The 23234-nt window shown below is 62.8% G+C and carries 21 protein-coding genes and 1 tRNA gene; 11 read left to right on the top strand and 11 right to left on the bottom strand.

The window, feature by feature from the left end:
* Together G410_RS0114950 and G410_RS0114945 are read right to left on the bottom strand one after the other, a co-directional pair.
* On the bottom strand, nucleotides 1-262 hold a 262-nt coding region (locus tag G410_RS0114950; protein ID WP_022674466.1), incomplete at its 3' end, for a transposase.
* Between the two features lie 49 nt (nucleotides 263-311).
* The gene (locus G410_RS0114945; protein WP_156851984.1) at nucleotides 312-539 is read right to left on the bottom strand and encodes a hypothetical protein; all 228 of its coding nucleotides are present in this window, start codon (nucleotides 537-539) and stop codon (nucleotides 312-314) included.
* 166 nt (nucleotides 540-705) lie between these two features.
* Between G410_RS0114945 and G410_RS0114940 the strand changes: the two genes are divergently transcribed.
* From G410_RS0114940 to G410_RS17090, 4 genes are all read left to right on the top strand, one after another.
* Nucleotides 706-1503, top strand: coding sequence for a hypothetical protein (locus G410_RS0114940; protein ID WP_022674464.1), 798 nt, complete (start codon nucleotides 706-708; stop codon nucleotides 1501-1503).
* 157 nt (nucleotides 1504-1660) lie between these two features.
* Nucleotides 1661-2185 (top strand): hypothetical protein, encoded by a 525-nt coding sequence (locus G410_RS0114935; protein WP_022674463.1) that lies wholly within the window; start codon nucleotides 1661-1663, stop codon nucleotides 2183-2185.
* Nucleotides 2186-2610: 425 nt separating this feature from the next.
* Entirely contained in the window at nucleotides 2611-3153 is a 543-nt protein-coding gene (locus G410_RS17095) for a hypothetical protein (RefSeq protein ID WP_022674462.1), read from the top strand.
* A 167-nt stretch (nucleotides 3154-3320) separates the two neighbouring features.
* On the top strand, nucleotides 3321-4772 hold the full coding sequence (locus G410_RS17090; RefSeq protein ID WP_022674461.1) for a sensor histidine kinase: 1452 nt from the start codon (nucleotides 3321-3323) through the stop codon (nucleotides 4770-4772).
* 38 nt (nucleotides 4773-4810) lie between these two features.
* On the opposite strand, the gene G410_RS17085 is transcribed toward G410_RS17090, so the two are convergent.
* The 3 genes from G410_RS17085 to G410_RS0114910 all read right to left on the bottom strand — a co-directional run bounded on the left by G410_RS17085 (nucleotide 4811) and on the right by G410_RS0114910 (nucleotide 8759).
* Nucleotides 4811-5158 carry a response regulator gene (locus G410_RS17085; RefSeq protein WP_022674460.1) on the bottom strand — a complete coding sequence of 116 codons (348 nt, stop codon included), beginning with the start codon at nucleotides 5156-5158 and terminating at the stop codon, nucleotides 4811-4813.
* A 227-nt stretch (nucleotides 5159-5385) separates the two neighbouring features.
* Complete coding sequence (locus G410_RS0114915; protein ID WP_022674459.1) at nucleotides 5386-6981, bottom strand: SLC13 family permease; 1596 nt, start codon at nucleotides 6979-6981, stop codon at nucleotides 5386-5388.
* Nucleotides 6982-7019: 38 nt separating this feature from the next.
* The gene (locus G410_RS0114910; protein ID WP_022674458.1) at nucleotides 7020-8759 is read right to left on the bottom strand and encodes a DUF885 domain-containing protein; all 1740 of its coding nucleotides are present in this window, start codon (nucleotides 8757-8759) and stop codon (nucleotides 7020-7022) included.
* A gap of 179 nt (nucleotides 8760-8938) precedes the next feature.
* Between G410_RS0114910 and G410_RS0114905 the strand changes: the two genes are divergently transcribed.
* On the top strand, nucleotides 8939-10270 hold the full coding sequence (locus tag G410_RS0114905; RefSeq protein WP_022674457.1) for an MFS transporter: 1332 nt from the start codon (nucleotides 8939-8941) through the stop codon (nucleotides 10268-10270).
* Nucleotides 10271-10310: 40 nt separating this feature from the next.
* Nucleotides 10311-11231: a cysteine synthase A gene (cysK, locus tag G410_RS0114900; RefSeq protein ID WP_022674456.1), complete on the top strand. Its 921-nt coding sequence runs from the start codon at nucleotides 10311-10313 to the stop codon at nucleotides 11229-11231.
* A gap of 35 nt (nucleotides 11232-11266) precedes the next feature.
* Here cysK and G410_RS0114895 read toward each other — a convergent pair whose 3' ends face one another.
* Nucleotides 11267-12091, bottom strand: coding sequence for an LD-carboxypeptidase (locus tag G410_RS0114895; RefSeq protein WP_022674455.1), 825 nt, complete (start codon nucleotides 12089-12091; stop codon nucleotides 11267-11269).
* Nucleotides 12092-12143: 52 nt separating this feature from the next.
* On the opposite strand from G410_RS0114895, the gene G410_RS0114890 reads away from it, so the two are divergent.
* From G410_RS0114890 to rplI, 5 genes are all read left to right on the top strand, one after another.
* Nucleotides 12144-13559, top strand: coding sequence for a UDP-N-acetylmuramate--L-alanine ligase (locus G410_RS0114890; RefSeq protein ID WP_022674454.1), 1416 nt, complete (start codon nucleotides 12144-12146; stop codon nucleotides 13557-13559).
* Nucleotides 13560-13601: 42 nt separating this feature from the next.
* Entirely contained in the window at nucleotides 13602-14423 is an 822-nt protein-coding gene (locus G410_RS17570) for a MipA/OmpV family protein (protein WP_022674453.1), read from the top strand.
* A gap of 330 nt (nucleotides 14424-14753) precedes the next feature.
* Entirely contained in the window at nucleotides 14754-15140 is a 387-nt protein-coding gene (rpsF, locus tag G410_RS0114880; RefSeq protein WP_022674452.1) for a 30S ribosomal protein S6, read from the top strand.
* A gap of 3 nt (nucleotides 15141-15143) precedes the next feature.
* A complete protein-coding gene (gene rpsR, locus G410_RS0114875; RefSeq protein WP_022674451.1) occupies nucleotides 15144-15368 on the top strand; it encodes a 30S ribosomal protein S18 in 225 nt (74 codons plus the stop codon).
* Nucleotides 15369-15380: 12 nt separating this feature from the next.
* Nucleotides 15381-16061 carry a 50S ribosomal protein L9 gene (gene rplI / locus G410_RS0114870; RefSeq protein WP_022674450.1) on the top strand — a complete coding sequence of 227 codons (681 nt, stop codon included), beginning with the start codon at nucleotides 15381-15383 and terminating at the stop codon, nucleotides 16059-16061.
* A gap of 294 nt (nucleotides 16062-16355) precedes the next feature.
* On the opposite strand, the gene folE is transcribed toward rplI, so the two are convergent.
* The 5 genes from folE to ppdK all read right to left on the bottom strand — a co-directional run bounded on the left by folE (nucleotide 16356) and on the right by ppdK (nucleotide 23205).
* Nucleotides 16356-16976 (bottom strand): GTP cyclohydrolase I FolE, encoded by a 621-nt coding sequence (gene folE / locus G410_RS0114865; RefSeq protein WP_022674449.1) that lies wholly within the window; start codon nucleotides 16974-16976, stop codon nucleotides 16356-16358.
* 70 nt (nucleotides 16977-17046) lie between these two features.
* On the bottom strand, nucleotides 17047-18897 hold the full coding sequence (locus G410_RS17075; protein WP_022674448.1) for a DEAD/DEAH box helicase: 1851 nt from the start codon (nucleotides 18895-18897) through the stop codon (nucleotides 17047-17049).
* 124 nt (nucleotides 18898-19021) lie between these two features.
* A tRNA-Arg gene (locus G410_RS0114855) sits at nucleotides 19022-19098 on the bottom strand.
* 66 nt (nucleotides 19099-19164) lie between these two features.
* Complete coding sequence (locus tag G410_RS0114850; protein WP_022674447.1) at nucleotides 19165-20427, bottom strand: chloride channel protein; 1263 nt, start codon at nucleotides 20425-20427, stop codon at nucleotides 19165-19167.
* A gap of 99 nt (nucleotides 20428-20526) precedes the next feature.
* The gene (ppdK, locus tag G410_RS0114845; protein WP_022674446.1) at nucleotides 20527-23205 is read right to left on the bottom strand and encodes a pyruvate, phosphate dikinase; all 2679 of its coding nucleotides are present in this window, start codon (nucleotides 23203-23205) and stop codon (nucleotides 20527-20529) included.
* Nucleotides 23206-23234 lie beyond the last annotated feature (29 nt).

Here is a 23234-nt window from a genome sequence, read left to right as displayed (position 1 = left end):
GGACGCTGTCTGGCACCGCGCCGCTGTCATTGAGGGCATCGAGCACCAACTCCCACAGCCCTAACAAGGTCCAGCGCCGAAACTGGCGATAGACGCTCGACCACTTGCCGAACTCTTCAGGCAGATCACGCCAGGCAGCACCAGTGCGAGCAATCCAGAAAATGCCATCCAGAACAAGCCGGTGGTTGGAGGCAGGCCGACCGCCTTGCCCACGCACCGCCATCAAAAAGGGTTCAAAGAATGCCCACTCCGCATCCTCCATCAGCAACCGCGCCAAGATAACCTCCGCAAAAGCTATCTTGAATCACAACTCAGCCCGTTTGTGAATCCAGTTTGTCAACAGGGCCTAGGCTTTTTTGAGCAGCGGCTGCATCCGAGCCGCGGTGCCAATTATGCTCTAAACCTCTGAGGGCGAGAAGAAGGGTTCCAAGTTCCGTCTCGAAAAGCTGCGCCGCCTCTGCGGCAATGCCGAACTTGGCAAATAGCTCATGCCGGTCCTTCATGTTTGCAAATTCCATCTCTAGCTGCGAATTCTTCACCTGCCCGCCCCTTTGTTAGATATGCAATTATAAAAACATCGGGTTCTACAATAATACCATTTAACTCTTTGTAGTTTTTACTATGAACGCACATATATTTTAATATAAGTTATTAATACAACATTTACTGTCTTGTTTTGAAGGAAATAAGGTTTAGGACCGATATATGCTCCAGGTTATTTTCGGCGATGATGAGCATACTGCCGAGGACGGCGCGTACAAACGCTGTCTAGCCGCAAGAAAGTGGCTATATGTCACCACAAGCGCATTACTTATTGTAAATTTTGGGTTATACGATGCTTCCGCATTTAAGGCACTAATCTCACTATTTTCGCTTCCTGAGGTCGTGCTGAAAAGGTCGCTACTGGTAGCAAGCATCTATCTTATATTACAATATAGCCTCATCGTAGCTCAACTTATTACAACATATGATCTTATTTTGAATGAGCGCTTCAAGCTGAGAAAATTTGATGAAATGGATGCTGCTAGAAAGCGGCTTACGGCGGCGAGAGATAGCTATGCAAATAACAAGGAAAAGTTCGCAGGCAACGAAAAAATAGCTGTAGAGCGGCGCAGTTCAGCTCGCGCTTTGTACTTGTCTGACCTCGAAAATTCTTCCGGTGCAACAGTTGCGGGAATTCAAGGAGAGCTAGACAACCTCAGCGGACATGATCAAGAAACGCGTTTGAGATATGCTCAATTGAGAAATAAGTCCAGACTAGCTCTTGAAGCGCGGCGCTTCGATGAGCGTTATGCGGATGAATATAATTCATATATAGAACAATACGACGCCGAATTAGTGAACTCTAGGTCAGAGGTAGCGCAGGCAGAGCAGCTCATATTTAGTCTGCTCCAAGACGAGCCATCTGAAAGACGAGGATACAAATTTACTGAGCGATTATTTGATTTATTTAGAACATCTCCACCTTATTTCTTAGTAGCTTATTCATGGTGGAGTTACTGAATCTCAATCAGTGGTGACGGCGACCAATTAAGTCCTCTGTGAGGAGTTGTTGCTCAGATATCGAACTAATAGTATTAGCTGTTGCTAAATATCAGAACATGCTACGTTTTTTCGACGCACTTAAAGGTAACGTGTGAACGAGATAACATCAATCGCGATGAACACAGTGACGTGGCTGGAAGCGCATGAGGGGTTGTCGGGCTGGGCGCAATTTGCGGGCGCAATGCTTGCTTTGGTTGTAACCTATCTGACCGCGTTCATTCCAATCTGGAATCGCAAGCGCCAACTTCGGAAGGCTGCCGCTCGATTGCTATCGCATAGCTACGAGGTGCTAGAGAGCTACCAGCGGACAACCCCCAAATTTCTCCCGGAATCATTAAGTCTTCGCGGCGGCGTCATGGTTATTACCGGGGTGATTGACGAGATCAGCCGATTCCCTGTCTACGAACTGGACGACCAAGGTAGCCGGTCACTGGCACGTCATCTTGTTGCGGTGAATGTTAGCCTGCTCCACATCAGGTTGGTGTTTGAGAGCATGGCTGTGAACATTGAGGGCCGTATAGCGACATTTGAAGAGAGGGACATTCTCCTTGAGGCTTTGAACCAGCAGCTTGAGTTGGTACGCAAAATGATAGCGGGCGAGGAGCTGGAACGTCCTGTATGGCCAGGTGCCGAGACCTAGCGCTCGCTTGGAAGCTGCGGCTCGTTAGGTTGAAGCGGAGCTAACAAGGCTTTGTTACAATGTAGAATTGGACGAGAGGATGTTTGCGCTGGGGAATGTTAGTAACAGCGCTGGAAATATACCATACTTTAGATCCTTTTCACGTAGGCTCGTCCAACGTGCGCTTTCGCGATTGCGGTCGACGATTTCTGTGCGACGTTCGCATAGTTGCAGAAGGACGGCGTCACCATCGTCTCGCCGCCGCGCGAGCTGCCTAACAGCGGCGGGAGTCGGTTCGCTTTTATTTATGATAATTTTATTTATGCAATGAGCAGATGCTGGTGGAGCGGCTTAAGCCTGCGTGACACGGCGCGAGTAGCCATCCATCCGCCACCGTTCCCTCTTTGTTCTGTCCTACACGCCCCTCTTTTTGGCATAAGCGGCGCATGACCGAGTCCGTGCCACACCCCCAATCCACCTCCTCCGCCCCGCTTGCCGACGGCCTGCCGGCCGATCCGCTCGACTTCGTGCCCTTGCCATGCCGGGCGTCGAACGGGTGGACGGCGGCGCGGCAGCGGGGGTTTATCGCTGCCTTGTGCGAGCTGGGGCTGGTCGGCGCGGCGGCCGAGGCGGTGGGGATGAGCCGGCAATCGGCCTATCGGCTGCGCGCGCGGGCGGCGGCGCGGGGCGCGGCGGACGCGGTGGGCGCGGGCTTCGTCGCGGCGTGGGACGCGGCGATCGATCAGGGGGAGACCGAGGCGCTGTCGCTGGCGCTCGACCGGGCGGTCAATGGGGTGGCCGAACCCTATTTCTACGGTGGGCGGCAATGCGGTGTGCGGCGGCGCTATGACAATCGCCTGCTGCTGGCGGCCATGCGGGCCATCGATGTGCGCCAGCGCGGGATTGCCGCGTCTGCGTCCGACGAGCCAAAGGCGCGTTCGGGCAGCGAGCACACGCGGCGCGGCGCGTCGCCAGCGGGCAACGGCTGAGCCGATGTTGGGCCCTTCCGCCTGTCACCTTTGTCACCCTTGGGCGGCGGGGGCGATGGTGTGCGCGGTCTCTTCCCAAGCCCCTGCCCATGCGCTAGACATCGTCGCGTCGCGCCAGCTGTTCGGGTCAGCAGCCGATCTGGTAGCTACACCGACGGACCTTGCTGATGCCCCACCGCCAAACTTCGGACCATGCGCAGGCCTATTGGCGCGATCCCGTTACCATCACAGGCAGCGTCGATCCGCAGGAACCGCAGGATCTGGCCACGGAGCTGACGCGGCTGGCGGAATTTCTGCCCACGCTCAGCTGGATCGCGCTGAGCGACGGATCGATCTTCTGGTACAACCAGCGCTGGCACGATTATACCGGGACCGAGCCGGAAACGATGAAAGGCTGGGGCTGGCAGTCGGTCCACGATCCCGACGTGCTGCCCGACGTGATCGCGGGCTGGACCGGCGCGATCCGGGACGGGCAGCCGTTCGAGATGATGTTCCCCCTGCGCGGCGCGGACGGCAATTACCGCACCTTCCTGACGCGCGTGATCCCGATCCGCGATACGGACGGCGTCATCGTGCGGTGGCTCGGCACCAATGCGGAGATCAGCGCACAGGTGCGGGCCGAACGGGCGCTGGCCGCATCCGAGGCGAAATATGAGGTGCTCACCAACGCCATGCCGCAGATGGTGTGGTCCACCCTGCCCGATGGCTTCCACGATTATTACAACGATCAATGGTATGAATTTACCGGCGTGGCGCCGGGATCCACCGATGGAGAGGGCTGGAACGGCATGTTCCATCCCGACGATCAGGAACGCGCGCTGGCACGCTGGCAGCATTCGCTCGACACGGGTGAGGCGTACGAGATCGAATATCGCCTGCGCCACCACAGCGGCACCTATCGCTGGGTGCTCGGGCGCGCGCAGGCCGTGCGGGACACGCATGGCACGATCACCCGGTGGATCGGCACCTGTACCGATATCGACGATGGCAAGCGGGCGGCGGAACAGAATGAATTGCTGAGCCGGGAGTTGAGCCACCGGATCAAGAATATCTTCGCCGTCGTTTCCGGCCTCATCAACCTGACCGCCCACCGGTCTGGCGAGGCGAAGCCCGCGCTCACCGCGCTGCTTGGGCGGATCAGGGCGCTGGCGCAGGCGCATGAGTTTGCCCGGCCGCACAGCCCCCATTCGCAGCCGGCCAGCCTGGCCGGATCACTGCAGGGCCTGCTGGTGGAACTGCTATCGGCCTATGGCGATGAAGGCACGGCGCGCATTACCGTGACGGGCGACGATGTGCCCATCGACGATCGCAGTGCCACCCCGCTGGCGCTGGTCGTCCATGAACTGGCGACCAACTCGGCCAAATATGGCGCGCTGTCCGCCGAAGACGGCACCCTGTCGGTCACGTCCAGCCTGGCTGACGACGAGCTGACGCTGACATGGAGCGAGCATGGCGGCCCGGACATCGCCGCACAGCCCGAGCGCATCGGTTTCGGCACGGAACTGGCGGAGCTGAGCATCAAACGGCAGCTTGGCGGAACGATCACGCGAGACTGGCGATCCAGCGGCCTTCAGGTGACGGTGGTACTGAAGGCGAGCTTGCTGCACCGCCCGTTTTGACGGCGCGGTATGCACAACAGGCCGTTAACCGGGTAGGGCTAGCCATCCTCGGCTGAGCGCACGATCTGGGCCAGCTCGGCTTCTTGCCACGGCTTGTCGATCACCCCGATCAGGCCATTCAGGTTGCACCCCATCTGTCCGGGATTGGCCGACAGGACATAGACCCTTGCGCCAAACTGGTTGGCCAGGCTGCGGGCAATGTCCGGACCGGTCAGCCCATCGCGCAGGTTGAGGTCCACAAAGGCAAGATCCGGCTTTTCCTTGGCCAGCTCCAGCGCGGTGCAGCGATCGGGCGCAATGCCGATCACATCGCAGCCAAGGTCCGCAATCGCGCTTTCCAGGTGAAGAGCGGCGAAGATTTCGTCCTCGACGATCAGTACTTTCATAGTCGAACAGGCCTCAATGGGTCATGCATTGGCAAGGGAAACGACCGATGCGTCCCCTTGAGTGAAAAACGAGATTACCGAACTCTGATACCAACTAAACGCATAACGCGCGAAGAATGCAATTCGAACCTGCCTGCCCAATTCATTTTTCCGGTATGGACCGCACGTGGCCCGCACATGGCCCCCCACTTTCCGGTCCGGAAATTGAGCGCTGCCTCTCCGGCAGATCAGAATGTCAGGCCGAGGGCCCAGCCGCCGATGGCGTAGCAGACCAGCGTGATGAGCAGAATGCCGATCAGGTTGAGAACGAAGCCGCCCCGGGCCATCTGCCTGATGGTGACCGCCCCGGTGCTGAACGCGATCGCATTGGGCGGCGTGCCGACCGGCAGCATGAAAGCGCAGGTAGCGGCAAAGGCGGCCGGGATCAGCAGCGTCATCGGATCGGTGCCAATGCCGATGGCCACGCCGCCAAGCACGGGGATGAATGTGGCCGCGGTCGCCGTGTTGCTTGTTACCTCGGTCAGAAACAGCACGATTGTCACCACCGCGCCGACCAGCAGGAGGATCGGCAAAGTCCCAAGACCACCCACCTGTGCGCCGAACCAGCCATCGAGCCCGGACGCGGCGACCGCGCTCGCCAAGCTGAGGCCGCCGCCGAACAGCAACAAGACGCCCCATGGGAGCCCTTCTTCTGCATCCTTCCAGTCCAGAACCATGCGCTGGCGTCCCTCCCCCGGCAAAAAGAACAGCGCGATGCCAGCCGCTACGGCCACGGCGGTATCGTCCAGCTGGCCGAACCAGCCGAGCCGCGCCTCCATGCCAGGAATGCTGGCGAGCACGCCCGGAACCACCCAGAGAAAGGCCGCGCCTGCAAAGACAATGCTTACCATCGCCTCGCCCTGACTGAACCGTCCGAGACGGGCGATCTCCCGGTCGATCATCTGACGACCGCCAGGTATTTCCCTGAGATCGAACCGGTAGAGAAACCGCGTCATTACGAACCAGCCGATCAGGATAAAGCCAAAGGCCAGCGGCATGCCGATCAGCATCCAGTCCAGAAAACCGATCGGCAGGCCAAGCGTATCCGCAGCATAGCCGGCCACGATGGCGTTGGGCGGACTGCCGAGCAGCGTGCCCAAACCGCCCATGCTGGCGGACCATGCAATAGCCAGCACAAGGCAAGTACCGAAACGGCCAATGTCATCGGCAGCATGTGCGCCCTGATTTACCGCGGAGCCGTTTGCCGCGGCTCCGTCTGCCGCTTGCCTTTGCCCGTCGGGGTCGCCGCACAGTCCTTGGTCTTTCAGTTGATCCGCGACCAGCGCCAGTACCGAAAAGCCGATTGGCAGCATCATCAGGGTGGTGGCCGTGTTGGAGACCCACATGGACAGGAACCCCGTGGCCAGCATCATGCCCAGCACGATGCGATTGGGGCTGGTGCCGACGCGTGCCAGCGTCAACAGAGCCACACGGCGATGCAGGTTCCACTTTTCCATCGCGATCGCGATCAAAAAGCCGCCGAGGAACAGGAACACGATAGAGCTGGCATAGGGTGCTGCCGCCTCCCCCACCGTCTGCCCGGTCACGGCAGGGACGATGACGATCGGCAGCAGGGATGTGACGGCAAGCGGGATGGCTTCGGTCATCCACCAGATGGCCATCAAGGTCGCGATGGCGGCCACCCAGCGCGCATCGGGCAGCACTTCCTGCGCCGCGCCCATGGCCAGCCAAACCGCCGCGGCCGCGGCCACACCCGCCAGCCGCAGCGCCCAGATAGTTGCCGCCGGGCGCGGCGCGCTTTGGCTCATCACTGAATCGGTCATCCGGGGTCGCTACCGCAGAAGGCTGGGAAAAGGCGCGCTCAGAACGCCGCTTTGGCAGTGGCCTCGTTCAGCATGGCCGCGCGCACCATCGGGATGGGCGGGCCGCCATAGCTCAGAAACTCGTCGTGAAACGCCTTCCACTTGCTGCGATCCCCCTTGGTCCAGTCTTCCCGCAGCTTGCGGATCATCAGCTTGCCCATGGTGTAGTTCAGATATTGCGGATCATAGGTGCCGCGCGCCGCCTGTTGCCGGGCATTGCCTTCGTCCTGGAAGCATTCATTGCGGAACAGATCATAGCTCTGCTGCACCGTCATGCGGCCCGTGTGCAGGCGAATGGCCGAAAGATAGCGGCAATCGCGCAGCAGCGCGTTGCTCAGCTGGCCGATATGCGTTTCCGGATCGAAATCGTTCAGGCCCGCATCGTACATCATCTCTTCGCTATAGTGCGCCCAGCCCTCGGCAAAGGCATAGCCGACGAACAGCTGGCCGAAAATGCTATCCGACCGGTTGGCGTGCAGGAAATTCAGGAAATGGCCCGGCCATACTTCGTGGACGGAGGTGAACAGCAGGTCCTTTACGCCGGGCACATAGGCATCGCGCGTTGCCGCGTCCCAGCTCGGGTCCGGCGGGGAAATATAATAGACGCTGGGCAGGCCAGTTTCATAAGGCCCGGGTATATCGATATAGGCGCTGTTCTGCCGGTTATAGGGCGGAGACTCCTCGACCATCGCCTGCTCGGTGCCGGGAATGGTGACGATGTCCTTGTCGATCAGGAACTTGCGCAGCGTGGGCAGCTGACGGCGGGCCTCGGCCACCGGGCCGCCTTCGGGCTTGTCCGCGCCCATTTTGGCGATGCAATCCGGAATGGACGCGCCGGGCGCAAACTGTTCGCAGGCCGCACGCAGGGCCGCCTGGTTGCGCGCCAGATCCGCCTCGCCGATCCGCTCCAGCTCGGCCAGCGGCGTGTCCACGCCTTCGGTGGTCAGAATCATCTTGCTGAAATTTGCCGCGCCGATGGCAAAGCCGGTTTTGGTGCCGGGTCTGGAGCCAACGTAGCCGCTCAGATCCCGCATCGCGGCCGACGCCCTGGCGGCGGCGACATCGAACTGCCGCTGCAGCGCCGGATCCTTCACCTCGGCAAAGGCGGCCTTGGCATCGCCGCTATAATAATCGGCAAAGCCCCTGAAACCGGCCTGACCATATTTCACGAACGTCTCGGGCAGTGGCAGCTTCAGATTGGCCTTGATCTGCGCGGCGGCAGCGGGAACGTTTTCGGCATAGGTGATGAACGCCTTCATCCGCGTGGTCGCATCGGCGTAGGGCCGCGCGATATACACATTGGGATCGAGCGCGCCGACATAATAGGCCGGGTTCTTTGCCGGGAAATTCGCGTCTTCGATGAAAAACAGCTGCCCCTCGGCCACATGCACCAGATAGTCGCGCTCGAACCGCTCCTGTTTCGTCAGGCCGCTCAACGCTTCGGCATCGCGGATAGTGCTCTTGAGAAAATTCTTCTGTGCCGCGATCCCGGCTGGGCTCCAATCCGGCAGCAAGCCGTCAAATTGATGTTTGCCCTGATAGACCGCGACATTGGGGAACTGGTTGAAATAACCGGTCAGGAAGGCGTCGCGGAAATTGGCCCATTTGCCCTGCTCCAGCGTGGTGCCGGGGGCGGCCGCCACGGCGTTCTCGCTCCCGGACGATATGGTCTGGCAAGCGCTCAGGGCCAGAGCGGCAGTGGAAACGGCAAGCATTGCGAGCAAACGGATCTTGGGCATGAATGAAAGACTCCTCTAAGGCGAGAGAGTGACACAAGCAGGCGGGCGCGCCAAGCCGCTGCATGCCCGCAACGGCATTTGCGCCGCCCGCCAGGCGCGCGAGCCGATACAGCCAGTCTCTGCCGGTTGCGATCACAGCGTGGATTGCACCGCGCGCCGGGCACGGCCATAGCGCGGCGATGAGCGCCGCCCCCCACCCCTTTCGCATCGCCAATTTCCGCTATTACTGGTTCGTCCGGCTGTTCAGCATGCTGGCGGTCTATGCGATGATGCTGATCGTGGCGTGGCAGGCCTATAATCTGGCGCGCGAGACGATGGGCATCGCCGGTGCTTCGGCCCGCCTGGGGTTGATCGGCCTGCTGCAGTTCGTGCCGCTATTCTTCCTCACCCCCGTCACCGGCTGGGTGGCCGATCACTGGGACCGGCGCTGGGTGGTGCGGATCGTGCTGCTCGCGCTGTCGGCGATTGCCGGCACGCTGGCCTTCCTCACCTGGTCGGGCGCGATGACGCTGGCGGTTCTGTATTTGATGGCCGTGCTATTGGGGACGGCGCGCGCCTTTCTCGGTCCGGCACAAGGTGCGCTCGCCCCCAATCTGGTGCCCAAGGAAGTGCTGCCGCAGGCCATCGCGCTCAGCACCATCGCCTGGCAGTTCGGCGCGCTCGTCGGCCCCGGTATCGCCGGTCCGCTCTACGGCATCGCGCCGCATCTGCCCTACACCCTGTCCGCCATCCTCTACGCCGCCTCGGCCCTGTGCATGTTCCTGATCGGCGATGTGCCGCGCAGCGCGCCCAAGCGCACCGGCCCGATCGAGCAAATCATCGAGGGCGCACGCTATGTCTGGCGCAACAAGCTGGTGTTCGGCGCGATCACGCTGGACCTGTTCGCCGTGCTGCTGGCCGGTGCGACGGCGCTGATCCCCGTCTTCGCGCGGGACATTATCGATCTGGACTGGTCGGCGGATCTGATCGGTGGGCCGGTTGGGGACTGGGTGCGCGGCAGCCCGGAACATGCCCTCTCGCTGCTCGCCGCCTCCCCCGCCGTGGGCGCGGCCACGGTCGCGGCGATTTTCAGCATCGTGCCGCTGAAGACCAATGTCGGCGTGAAGATGCTGGTCGCCGTGTTCGTCTTCGGCCTCGCCACCATCGCCTTCGGTTTCTCCACCTTGCTGTGGTTCTCCATGCTGTGCCTGTTCATCGTCGGCGCGGCGGACATGTTCAGCGTCTATATCCGCCAGTCGCTGATCCAACTCAACACGCCGGACGACAAGCGCGGGCGCGTGGGCGCGGTGTCGCAACTGACCATCAGCGCCTCCAACGAGCTGGGCGAAGCGGAGTCCGGCTTTCTCGCGGCGTTGATCGGCCCGGCCTGGGCGGTGGTGGCCGGCGGGATCGGCGCGATGGCGATCACGGCGGTATGGATCAAGCTGTTCCCGCAGCTGGCCGGCGCGCGCACCTTCGATCCGTCGGACGAAGTGATGGCTTCGGAACCGGGCGAGCCCCGCGCCGGTTGAACAGGCAAACGCAACGCGAAAAAGCGAAGGGAAGATACCCATGAAAGCCGCCAATATTCTCGAAACCATCGGCAACACGCCGCATGTCCGCATGGCCAAGCTGTTTCCGGACCATGAGGTCTGGATCAAGTCCGAGCGGACCAATCCCGGCGGTTCGATCAAGGACCGCATTGCGCTCGCGATGATCGAAAAGGCGGAAAAAGACGGCCATCTGAAACCCGGCGGCACGATCATCGAGCCGACGTCCGGCAATACCGGCGTGGGCCTGGCCATGGTTGCCGCGGTCAAGGGCTACAAGCTGGTCCTGGTGATGCCGGAGAGCATGTCGATCGAGCGGCGGCGGCTGATGCTTGCTTATGGTGCCACCTTCGATCTGACGCCCAAGGAAGGCGGCATGGGCGGCGCGATCAGCCGCGCGCAGGAGCTGGCCAGCCAGACCGAGGGCGCCTGGGTGCCGCAGCAGTTCGAGAACGCTGCCAATTTCGAGGTACACAAGCGCACGACTGCGCAGGAGATCCTGACAGATTTCGAAGACAGCCCGGTCGACGTGATGATCACCGGTGTCGGCACCGGCGGCCATATCACTGGCTGCGCGGAAGTGCTGAAAGAGGCATGGCCGGACTTCAAGGCCTATGCCGTGGAGCCCGCCGGATCGCCGGTCATCTCCGGCGGCAAGCCCGGTCCGCACCCGATTCAGGGTATCGGGGCCGGTTTCATTCCCGGCAATCTGCACACCCAGTCGATCGACGGCGCTATTCAGGTCGATCCGGAAGATGCCAAGGAATGGGCCCGGCGCTCGGCGTCCGAAGAAGGCATGCTGGTCGGCATTTCCTCGGGCGCAACCTTGGCCGCGATTGCCAAGAAGCTGCCGGAGCTGGCCTCTGGAAGCCGCGTGCTCGGATTCAATTATGATACCGGCGAGCGCTATCTGTCGGTGCCGGACTTCCTGCCCGAACAATAAGGTCGGCTATTGAATTCCAAATGCCCGGCTGAACGTCAGCCGGGCATTTTGCCGAATGGGACGACATGGTTGCTGGCGGCATGGCCAATCTCGGCCCGGCCCAGATAGGCGATGCCCGATCGCGCACACCAGTCCCGTGCAATTTCTTCCGCGCTCGATCCGAACGGCCGGTCATTTTCCGGCACGGCATTGACCAGCCCCAGCCGAATGCCCGTCACGCCCTTGCCTTCCAGCGCCTGGGTGAGATGAAAGAACAGCCGGTCGACCGAATAGAGATATTCGGCCACCTCTTCCACGATCACGATATGGCCGGAAAGGTCCGGCATGATCGCGCTGCCGGTCATCATCGCCAAAGTCATGAGATTGAACGCGGCATAGCGTTCGCCCGCCACCAGCTCCGGCTCCAGCCCGCTGGGATCGCCGCGCACCAGCCAGTCGAGCGATCGCGCCACGGTATCCGCGCCGCCCTCGCGGGAGATATCGGTCACCATCGGTCCATGGGCCTGCCGTCCGATGCCGGCGCGGTACAGGCTGCCGAGTAGATAGCCCATGTCGCTATAACCCAGATAGGTCTTCTCAGCCGCCGGAGCCGCCAGCGCGGACACCGCCCGCTGCGCAATCCGGTTGGAGCCATAGCCGCCCTTGGCAAACCAGATCGCTTCCAGCGTCGGATCGTTCGCCATCTGCACGAAGGCGTCGAGGCGCTGCTGGTCCGTGCCCGCATAATGGCCATGTTCGTAAAAGCATTGCGGATGGAAAATCAGCTCGGCATCGGGATAATAGCGCTCAGCCAGCGCCCAGACGGCGGCGGCCTGATCCTTGCCCAGCGGTGTGGCCGGCGCACAAATCCCGATCCTCATCGCCTGTCACTCCCGCATTGTAAAATCCGCCGCCCCCGCATAGCGAACGGGCATGACCAAAGCCAATTCCTATTCCGGGGCCTATTTCTTCTGCGGCATCGGCGGATCGGGCATGCTGCCGCTTGCCTCCATTCTGGCCGCCCATGGCGCCGCCGTCGCAGGATCGGACCGCGCGCTCGATCAAGGGCGCAGCGATGACAAGTTCGACTGGTTGCGCGCCCAAGGCATCACGCTGTTTGCGCAGGATGGCAGCGGCCTGAAAGCCGGGCAGACGCTGATCGCCAGTGCCGCGATCGAGGACGATGTGCCCGATATTGCCGCGGCCAGAGGGCTCGGCTGTCCGCGCAAGACCCGCGCCCAGTTGCTGGCCGAACTGTTCAATGCCGCGCCGCTGCCCATCGCCATCGGCGGCACCAGCGGCAAGTCCACCGTCACCGGCATGACCGGCTGGATCCTGGCCGATTGCGGACTGGACCCTGTGATCATGAACGGCGCGGTGATGAAGAATTTCGTGGGCGAGGATGGCGGATTTGCCAGCGCCCGCGTGGGCGGCGGCGCGCCCTTCGTCAGCGAGGTGGATGAAAGCGACGGATCGATCGCGCTATTCGACCCGAAGATCGCGGTGCTCACCAATGTCAGCCTCGATCATAAATCGATGGACGAACTGCGCACGCTGTTCGGGGAATTTGCGCGCCGCGCCACCCATGTGATCTGGAATGCAGACGATGCCGAAAGCCGCGCGCTGATCGATGGCCTGCAGATTACCGGCGTGGCCGGCTTCGGCTTCTCCGACGGCGCGAATTTCCGCGCGATCGACGTGGTCGAAGAGCCCTTGGGCAGCCAATTTACGCTGGAAGCACGCGGCAAATCCTATCCGGTGACCATGCAGGTGCCCGGCCGCCACAACATCTCCAACGCGCTCGCCGCGCTGGCAGCGGCGGAAGCGGCGGGCGTGCCCATCGCGCAGGCCGTGTCCGCCATCGGGCGCTTCCAGGGGCTGCGCCGCCGTTTCGATGTCATCGGCACCGCCCATGGCGTGACGGTGATCGACGATTTCGGCCATAATCCGGAGAAAATCGCCGCCACCCTGCGCGCCCTGAAGGCTTTTGAGGGGCGTCTGCTCGTGTTTTTTCAACCCCATGGCTATGGACCCTTGCGCGTGATGGGAGAGGAGCTTGCCGCCATGTTTGCCGGGGAACTGGACGCGGCCGACCGTCTGTTTCTCTGCGATCCGGTCTATTTCGGCGGCACGACCGACCGTAGCGTCGGCAGCGCCGATATCGTGGCGCGCATTGAGGCCGCTGGCGGCAGCGCGGACTATGTGGCGGACCGTGCCGATGTCGGCCAGCAATTGACCGCGTTGGCGCAGCCGGGCGATCGCATCATCGTCATGGGCGCGCGGGACGACACGCTGATCGACTTTGCCGAAAATCTGCTACAGCGGATCGCGCAGGATGATCGCGGGTAACGCCGCGATCGCCGATCAGCCGGGGGGAAAGACATGATATCAATGCAGGCCATAGCGTGCGGCGCGCCGGGCAAGGTGGCGGCGCTGGCGGGATGCCTGTTGCTGTCCCAACCTGCCTTCGCTCAGGAGGAAGAAACGACGACCGACAAGCCGGACCTGCTGTTTCTGGTCGGTCTTGGCGTGCAGCTGCGCCCCTCCTTTCCAGGCGCGGACCAGTTTCGCCTGTCGCCCTTGCCGTTCGTCCGGGTCCGCCGTGAAGGCGATCTGCTGCCCGATCGCGCGCCGGACCAGAACAGCTCGATCCGGATTGTCGGGGGCCGCGAGGGGCTGAGCTTCGGCGGCACCTTCAACTTCCAGTCGCGGCGCGACGAGGATGATGTGGGCGCCGCGGTCGGCGATGTGGGCTCTACCTTCGAGCCCGGCGTCTTCGCGCAGGTCTTCGTGCGGGAGAATGTGCGATTGCGGGCGGAAGTGCGGCGCGGCCTTGGCGGCCACAACGCCTTTGTCGGCGATCTGGCCGGCGATTATGTGATCCGCGCACCGGACGACCGGTTCGTGGCAACCATCGGTCCGCGGCTGCGCTTCGCCGATTCGCGCTATCACCGGCGCTATTTCGGCGTCTCGCCGCAGACCGCCGCCGCCACCGGATTGCAGCCGTTCGATGCCGATGCGGGCCTCTATGCCGTGGGCGCCACGGCAGGCACGCTCTACCGGTTTACCCCCAGCTGGGGGGCGCTCGGCTATGTGGCCTACGACCGGCTGACCGGCAGCGCCGCCGATTCGCCCATCGTGCGCGCATTCGGATCGCGCAACCAGTTCTCCACCGGCCTGGCGGTGACCTATACCTTCGCCGTCAAACGCTAGCGCGCGAGGGGGCAAGCGGCAGGCCGTTCGATGGCGCTATCCCGGGTATGTTTGCGCTGATGAATGCTCGTGCGGATCGTCCCTTGGAACAGACGGGACCGGGCAATGTAGGAAATAATATTATACGGCCGCGCAATCGTCTCGTGCTTACTTTGTCAACTTTGGGCAATTTATGAAGCGGGGCGCATCCTTTCGGCCCCTTGTCATACGGTCCGGTTTCGCCTAGGGAGGCCGCTTCCGTCGGGGCATGCCCTGCCGGTTGCAAAGAAAGCCGGAGGGGCGTGTGCATGGTGCCGCGTCAGCGATCGGTGGTAAACAAGGATATATCCCATGCCGTTATACGAGCATGTGTTCCTGGCGCGCCAGGATCTGAGCCAGGCTCAGGTCGATGCACTCGCCCAGAACGCAACCCAGATTATCGAAGACAATGAAGGCAAGGTCACCAAGACCGAGACCTGGGGTCTGAAGACCCTCGCCTACAAGATTCAGAAGAATCGCAAGGCGCATTATGTCATGCTCAACATCGAAGCCCCCGCCGGCGTCGTTGCCGAGCTGGAGCGTCAGACCCGCGTGAACGAGGACGTCATCCGCTTCCTCACCATCCGCGTTGACGAGCTGGAAACCGAGCCTTCCGTGCAGATGCGCAAGACCGAACGCAGCGACCGCAAGGGCGGACGCGACGGTGGCCGTGGACGCGACCGGGACGAGAGGAACTAAATCATGGCACGACCCTTTTTCCGTCGCCGCAAGACCTGCCCCTTCAGCGGGGCCGACGCGCCGACCATCGATTACAAGGACACCAAGCTGCTCCAGGGGTATATCTCCGAGCGTGGCAAGATTGTCCCGAGCCGCATCACTGCGGTATCCGCCAAGAAGCAGCGCGAGCTGTCCCGCGCGATCAAGCGTGCACGCCACATTGGCCTGCTCCCGTACGTCGTAAAGTAAGGAGCCGCTGATATGGATATCATTCTACTGGAACGAGTCGAGAAGCTCGGCACGATCGGCGATGTCGTCACGGTGAAGGACGGCTATGCCCGTAACTTCCTGCTGCCGAACAAGAAGGCCCTGCGCGCCAACCGGGCGAACCGGGAAGTGTTCGAAGCCAATCGTGAGCGGATCGAAGCCGACAACGCCGCCAAGCGCGGTGAAGCCGAAACCAAGTCCAAGGACGTGGATGGCCTGGAAGTGACGCTCATCCGCGCCGCCTCCAACACCGGTCAGCTCTACGGATCGGCCTCGGTGCGCGACATCGAGAACGGCCTGAACGCTCAAGGCGCCGAAGTCAGCAAGTCGATGATCGTGCTGGACCGCCCAATCAAGGCGATCGGCATGTATGACGTGCGCGTGATGCTTCACCCCGAGGTGATCTCGATCGTCAAGGTGAACGTTGCCCGCTCCGAAGACGAAGCCGAACTGCAGCGCAGCGGCGTCGACGTCATCGCCAAGATGTTCGAAGACGATCAGGCTGAACTGCGTGAACTGGCAGCCGAAGTCACCAGCGATGGCGATGAAGACGGCGACTCCGAGAGCGCAGCTGACGCAGCTGAAGTGTTCGAGGATGCTGCCGTCGATCAGGCAGAAGAAGGCACCGCAGCCAAGGATGAGGGCACCAGCCCGCCGTCCGACGCCAACGCCTGAAGCCTTTAACGATCAAATAAAAAGGCGCGGGAACCGATGGTTCTCGCGCCTTTTACTTTGCCCGAAGCAAATTTGGCAGGCCGCGACCGCGCGGCCATGGCTTAATCAGTACGTACTGAAAAGAGCCGTGCCGACGGCCAGCAATGTGCCGCCTGAAAGGATGAGGGGGAGAATGTTTTTGAGCATGATTGAGCTTCCCGTTGACCAAGCCATTTGCTTGATATCCGATTAACGGGAAAGTCAGAATTGGGTTCCGCTGTCATGCCCGGCTGGCGATCGAGAACGCAGGGGCTGCTAATAGCCCATCAGGCTCATCACCTCTTCCCGGCTGCGCTGATCGTCCAGAAAACAGCCGAGTAGGCGGCTGGTCATCATCTGCACCCCGGGTGTCCGCACACCCCGCGCGGTCATGCAGCTGTGGCTCGCTTCGATGACCACCGCTACGCCGCTTGGCGCCAGCTTGTCCTGAATGCACTGCGCGACCTCGGCCGTCAGGCGCTCCTGCACCTGCAGACGCCGTGCATAGCCGTGCAGCACGCGGGCGAGCTTGGAGATACCCACCACGCGATCGGTCGGCATATAGGCGATATGCGCCCTGCCGATAATCGGTGCCATATGGTGCTCACAGTGCGACTGGAACGGGATGTCCTTGAGGATGACGAGCTCATGATAGCCGCCGACTTCCTCGAACGTACGGGAGAGATGAACGCCCGGATCGTCCAGATAGCCCTGGCAATATTCCTTCCACGCGCGTCCTACCCGCTTGGGCGTATCGAGCAGGCCTTCGCGATCCGGATCGTCACCGGTCCAGCGGATCAATGTGCGGATCGCTTCCTGCACATCGTCTGGCACCATCACGCGGCCATCGGGGCCACGCACCAGATCTCCGTCCACCGCATGATCGAATTCGCTCATATCGCACTCCTTGATGTGCAGCAGGCGCTATCGGTCAGCGGTGCAATAGGCAAGGTCCGCTCGGCCTGGATCAGGCGTTGCCGCCCTTGCGATCCTTGAACTTGCCGCCCTTGAACGGCTTTTTCGGACCGCCCTTGCCTTTGCCGAACTTGCCGCGTGGCTTGTCGCCCGGTGCAGCAGCCGCGCCGCCTTCCTTGCGATGCAGCTTGGGACGGCCCTCCTGGGGCTTGTCCCCATTGGCCCGGGCATCATAACGCGGCTTGCTCTCATGGCGTGGCTTGCGACCGGGACGGGTGCGTTCTTCCGGACCCTCTGGCGAGAAAGCGATGTGCACGTCATCGCGCTCGTCACCCTCACTCTGTCCGGCGGTGCGCGACAAGGCATCGTTGAATTTGTCGGACACGGCGCGCGGCACCTGAAAGAAGGTTTCCGACGGCCCGATGCGGATGGCACCGATGTCTTTCTTGGTGATGTGCCCGCGGCGGCACAGCAGCGGCAGAATCCAGCGCGCGTCGGCGTTCTGACGCCGCCCGATGTCCATGCGATACCATACGATATCCTCGAAGCCCGGGCGATGCCGCTCTTTCTGATCGGCCTTGCGGGCTTCCGGTGTGTTTTCGATCAGCTCTTCCGGCGCCGGCATCTTGGCACGGTGCGCCTGAACCAGTGCGGCAGCGATGTCTTCCGGACTGCGTTCGGCCATCAGGCGCGATGCGAGCGCGCGATCCTCCTCTTCGAACTCCACCGGTTGCAGAAGGGCCTCCAGAAGCCGCTCATGGTCCTGCTTGCGAATGGACTCGGGCGAAGGCGCATCGATCCAGCTGGCTTCGACCTTGGCGCCTTTCAGCATCGATTCCACGCGGCGTCGGCGCGGATAGGGCACCACCAGAATGGCCGTGCCCTTTTTGCCGGCGCGGCCGGTACGACCGGACCGGTGCTGCAGCGTCTCCGCGTCGCGGGGGATTTCGGCGTGAATCACAAGGCTGAGGGTCGGCAGATCGATGCCGCGTGCGGCCACATCGGTGGCCACGCAGACACGCGCGCGCTGATCGCGCAACGCCTGCATCGCCTGATTGCGCTCCGATTGGGAATGCTCACCAGACAGTGCGACGGCAGCGAAGCCGCGTTCCTGCAAGGTGGCGTGCAGGCGGCGCACGCTCTCGCGCGTGGCACAGAATACCATGGCCGTTTCCGCTTCGTGAAAGCGCAGCAGGTTCACCACCGCATGCTCGATTTCCGACGGGGAAACCGTCACGGCCTGATAGGCGATATCGCCATGGCCGCGATCTTCGCCGACGGTTGAGATGCGCAGCGCATCGTTCTGATAGCGCTTGGCGAGCGACACGATCGCCTTGGGCATCGTCGCAGAGAACAGCAGCGTGCGGCGCTGATCGGGCGTGGCGTCGAGGATCTCTTCCAGATCGTCGCGGAAGCCCATATCGAGCATCTCGTCCGCTTCATCCAGCACGGCGGTGCGCAGCGAGGACAGGTCAAGCGCATTGCGTTCCAGATGATCGCGCAGACGGCCCGGTGTGCCCACGACGATATGGGCGCCCTGACGCAGAGCGCGGCGCTCCTTGCTGGGATCCATCCCGCCTACGCAGGTCGTGATGACTGCGCCGGCCTTCTGATACAGCCATGCCAGTTCGCGGCTGACCTGCAGCGCCAGTTCGCGGGTCGGCGCGATCACCAGAGCCAAGGGCGCGGCGGGGATCGAAATGCGATCCTGATCGCCAAGCAATTCGGCAGACATGGCGAGACCAAAGGCAATGGTCTTGCCGGATCCGGTTTGCGCCGAGACGATCAGATCGCGCTCGGCAGCGTCGCTTTCGAGGACGGCGCCCTGGACGGCGGTCGGCTCGTCATAGCCACGGGCGGTAAGCGCATCGCGAAGGAGCGCAGGCAATTCGGGAAAGGGCATATATCTCGATTATCGTTGGCCGGTCGCAGTGCCGGCTTGGGGAATGGCGATCCGCGCCATTATGGAAATACCCCGATCGGCCATCGGGCCGAGACGATAATCTTTATGCATCGCTGGCGGGGAATGGTGCGCCCGGAAGGATTCGAACCTCCGGCCCCCAGATTCGTAGTCTGGTGCTCTATCCAGCTGAGCTACGGGCGCTTGGAAGGGCTGGCAATTAGGCAGGTGCGGCCGGTCTTGCAAGGGTAAATTTGCCAAATGCGGCTTTTATCCTCCATCTCTTTTCGCAAAGGTGCCGGCCAGCGCCTCGTACAGCTTTTCCCGGCAGACGAATTGGCTCGTCTGGCTGGCGATCAGCGCCGCGCCCAGCATCGGCAACATCAGGCCCCGGCTGAAGGTGGTTTCGCTGATGATGATGACGGCGGTCAGCGGCGCGCGCACGACTCCGGTGAAATAGGCGACCATGCCCAGCAGCACCACCGCACTGGCAGGCTCGGCCGGGAACATGAAGCGCAGCATATTGCCAAAGCCGGCACCGGTCGAAAGGCTGGGCGAGAAGATCCCGCCCGGCAGGCCCGCCACCGCGGTAGCCAGCGTGGCGGTGAATTTGGCGAAGCCGAACCATAGCGGCATGTCCTTGCCCTCGATCATCGCGCGCGCAGGCTCATAGCCCGTGCCCCATGTGCTTTGTGTGGTCACACCGAGAACCGCGACCAGGACGCCGCACAGACCGGCGGTGGCCAGCGGATAGGCCCTCATCCGCCGCGTCAATCCGCTGCCGGACCGGGTCGCCGCCAGAAGCAGGCGCGAGAAACAACCGCCGGTCAGGCCGCCAAGCGCCCCTGCCAACGGCGCGATGATCAGCGCGCTCTTGATCGACAGCGCCGATCCGGTGACGCCGAAATAGACATAATTGCCGGCCAGCCCCTGCGCGACCATGCCGGAAATCAGAATGGCGGTCATCACCAGCAGCGTGACGCGCTGCTCATAGGCCGCCGCCAGTTCCTCGATGGCAAAGGCGATGCCGGCGAGCGGGGTGTTAAACGCGGCCGCGACACCGGCCGCTCCGCCGGCGATATACATCGAAGTATGCATCGGAATGCGCATGATCCGGTGGCACTGGGCCATGACGGCCGCCGCCAGCTGTACGGTCGGCCCTTCGCGACCGGTCGACCCACCGGACAGCAGCGCACCGATGGTCAGCACCGCCTTCAGCAGCGCCGTGCGCAGCGAGACCAAAGGGTTGGCAAAGGTCGCCGAGGCGGATTTGGCCGCGATGACCTGCGGGATACCCGATCCACGGGCCAATGGCGCGAAACGCGTGGTGATATAGGCGATGACCATGAAGCCGACCGGCGTCAGCAGCAGCGGTGCATAGGGAAAGGCCTGCGCAAAAGCCTCGAAGCGGCCGGTGGCTTCATCGGCCAGCCTGGCGAACAGCAGCGCGACCAGCCCGATGGCCACCGCGCCCGCGCCGATCGCCAGGCGGCGGCGGAAGATATCGGAGCGCGGGCCGTGCAGGCGCAGCATCGCGCGCGCCCGCCGCCTGGACAGCGGTTTCACGCCACCCTCTGACGCGGCAGCGTTGCAGCGAGACGGATCGCGCGGTTCATGGCGCGATCCCTCCGCTCAGCTGGCGAGCGCAGCCTGCGCCGCTGCAAGCCGGGCGATCGGCACGCGATAGGGCGAAGCGCTGACATAATCGAGGCCGACCTTGGCGCAGAAGGCGATACTGGCGGGATCGCCGCCATGTTCCCCGCAGATGCCCAGCTTGATGCCGGGGCGGCTCTCCCTGCCCCGCTCCACCGCGATCTCGATCAACTGGCCCACACCGGCGACATCCAGGCTGACGAACGGATCGCGCGCGTAAATGCCCTTTTCGACATAGTCGCCCAGGAAGCGGCTGGCATCGTCGCGGCTGACGCCGAGCGCGGTCTGCGTCAGATCATTGGTGCCGAAGCTGAAGAACTCGCCCACTTCGGCGATCTCGCCCGCCATCAGCGCAGCGCGCGGCAGCTCGATCATGGTGCCGACCAGATAGGCGATCTCGCGCCCCTTTTCGGCGAACACTTCCTTGGCCACGCGGTCCACGATCTCGCGGGTGATCTCCAGCTCGCGCCGCGTGCCGACCAGCGGGATCATCACTTCGGGCAGCGGCGCAGCGCCGGAGCTGGCCTCCACATCGCACGCCGCCTCGAAGATGGCGCGCGCCTGCATTTCGTAGATTTCGGGATAGGTGATGCCCAGGCGGCAGCCGCGATGGCCGAGCATGGGGTTGAACTCGTGCAGATCGTCCGCACGGCGCTTGAGCATATCGACCGAGACGTCCAGCTCCTGCGCCAGCCCCACAAACTCCGCCTCCTCGCGCGGGAGGAATTCGTGCAGCGGCGGATCGAGCAGGCGAATGGTCACCGGCAGACCGGCCATTTCGCCGAAGATCGCGGCAAAGTCGCTGCGCTGTTCCGGCAGCAACTTGGCGAGCGCGGCGCGGCGGCCCTCCTCGTTCTGGGCCAGGATCATCTGACGCACCGCGCTGATGCGCCCCGCATCGAAGAACATATGCTCGGTGCGGCACAGGCCGATGCCTTCCGCGCCGAATTCGCGCGCGGTCTTGGCATCATGCGGGGTCTCCGCATTGGCGCGCACCTTCAGGCCGCGCAGATCGTCCGCCCATTCCATCAGCGTGGCGAAGTCCCCGGCCAGCTCCGGCTGCAGCGTCGGCACGCGGCCCGCCATCACCTGCCCGTTGCCGCCATCGATGGTGATGACATCGTCCTGATCGAAGGTGCGCCCGCCAACGGTCAGCGTCCTGGCCCTTGCATCGATCCGCAGCTCGCCCGCGCCCGAGACGCAGGGGCGCCCCATGCCGCGCGCCACTACGGCGGCGTGGCTGGTCATGCCGCCACGCGCCGTCAGGATGCCGGTCGCTGCGTGCATGCCGTGGATATCTTCCGGGCTCGTTTCCACCCGCACAAGGATCACGCTCTCGCCATTGGCCGCGAGCCGCTCTGCCGTATCGGCATCGAAGCAGACGGTGCCGGACGCCGCGCCGGGCGAGGCCGGAAGGCCGCGCGCGATCACGTCGCGCGGCGCATCGGGGTCCAGCGTGGGGTGCAGCAGCTGGTCGAGCTGCATCGGATCGATCCGCAGGATGGCCGCCTTGCGATCGACCAGCCCCTCGGCGGCCATATCGACGGCGATCTTGAGCGCGGCCTTGGCGGTCCGCTTGCCGGTGCGCGTCTGCAGCATCCACAGCTTGCCGCGCTCCACCGTGAACTCGATGTCCTGCATGTCCTTGTAATGCTGTTCCAGCGTTTCGAACACGGCGGTCAGCTCGCCAAAGGTGTCCGGCATCGCCTCTTCCAGGCTGAGCGGCTTGGCCCCCGCCGCCTCGCGCGCTGCCTTCGTCAGATATTGCGGCGTGCGAATGCCGGCGACGACATCCTCGCCCTGCGCGTTGATCAGATATTCGCCATAATAGGCATGCTCACCAGTCGACGGATCGCGGGTGAAGGCCACGCCGGTGGCCGACGTTTCGCCCATATTGCCGAACACCATCGCCTGCACGTTCACCGCAGTGCCGATGTCGTGCGGAATGTCATTGATGCGGCGATAGACGCGGGCGCGCTCCACGTTCCAGCTCTTGAACACGGCGGCCACCGCGCCCCACAGCTGATCGTGCACATCCTGCGGGAAGGCGTCGCCGCGCTCGTCCGCGACGATGGTCTTGAACTGGCCGACCAGCGCCTTCCAGTCGTCCGCGCTCATCTCGGTATCGTTGAAATAGCCCTTGTCTTCCTTGGCGATCTCCAGCGCCTCTTCGAACAGGCCATGGTCCAGGCCCATCACCACGTCGGAGTACATCTGGATGAACCGGCGGTAGCTGTCCCAGGCGAAGCGTTCATCCTCGGAAATGCGGGCCAGACCCTCCACCGTCTCGTCGTTGAGGCCAAGGTTCAGCACCGTGTCCATCATGCCGGGCATGGAGATGCGCGCGCCGGAGCGGACGGAGACCAGCAGCGGATCGTTCACATCGCCGAAGCGCTTGCCCGTCACCTGCTCGATATGCGCCACGCCGTCGGCCACTTCGCCGGTCAGGCTGTCCGGAAACGCCTCCCCCTCGGCGTAGAAGCGGGTGCACATCTCGGTGGAGATGGTGAAGCCCGGGGGCACCGGCAGACCGATGGACGCCATCTCGGCCAGATTGGCGCCCTTGCCGCCGAGCAAATTCTTGTCGCCCGTGCCGCCCTCGGCGGTGCCGCCTCCGAAGCGATAGACATATTGGGTGGCGGTCTGGGCGTCGGTCATCGGGTAGCTCCTTGGCAGAGTCTGGATAG

The organism is Novosphingopyxis baekryungensis DSM 16222, assembly GCF_000420305.1.
GTDB lineage: Bacteria > Pseudomonadota > Alphaproteobacteria > Sphingomonadales > Sphingomonadaceae > Novosphingopyxis > Novosphingopyxis baekryungensis.
Note: the sequence above shows the minus strand (reverse complement) of the source record. Positions and strands in the feature narration are given on the sequence as shown.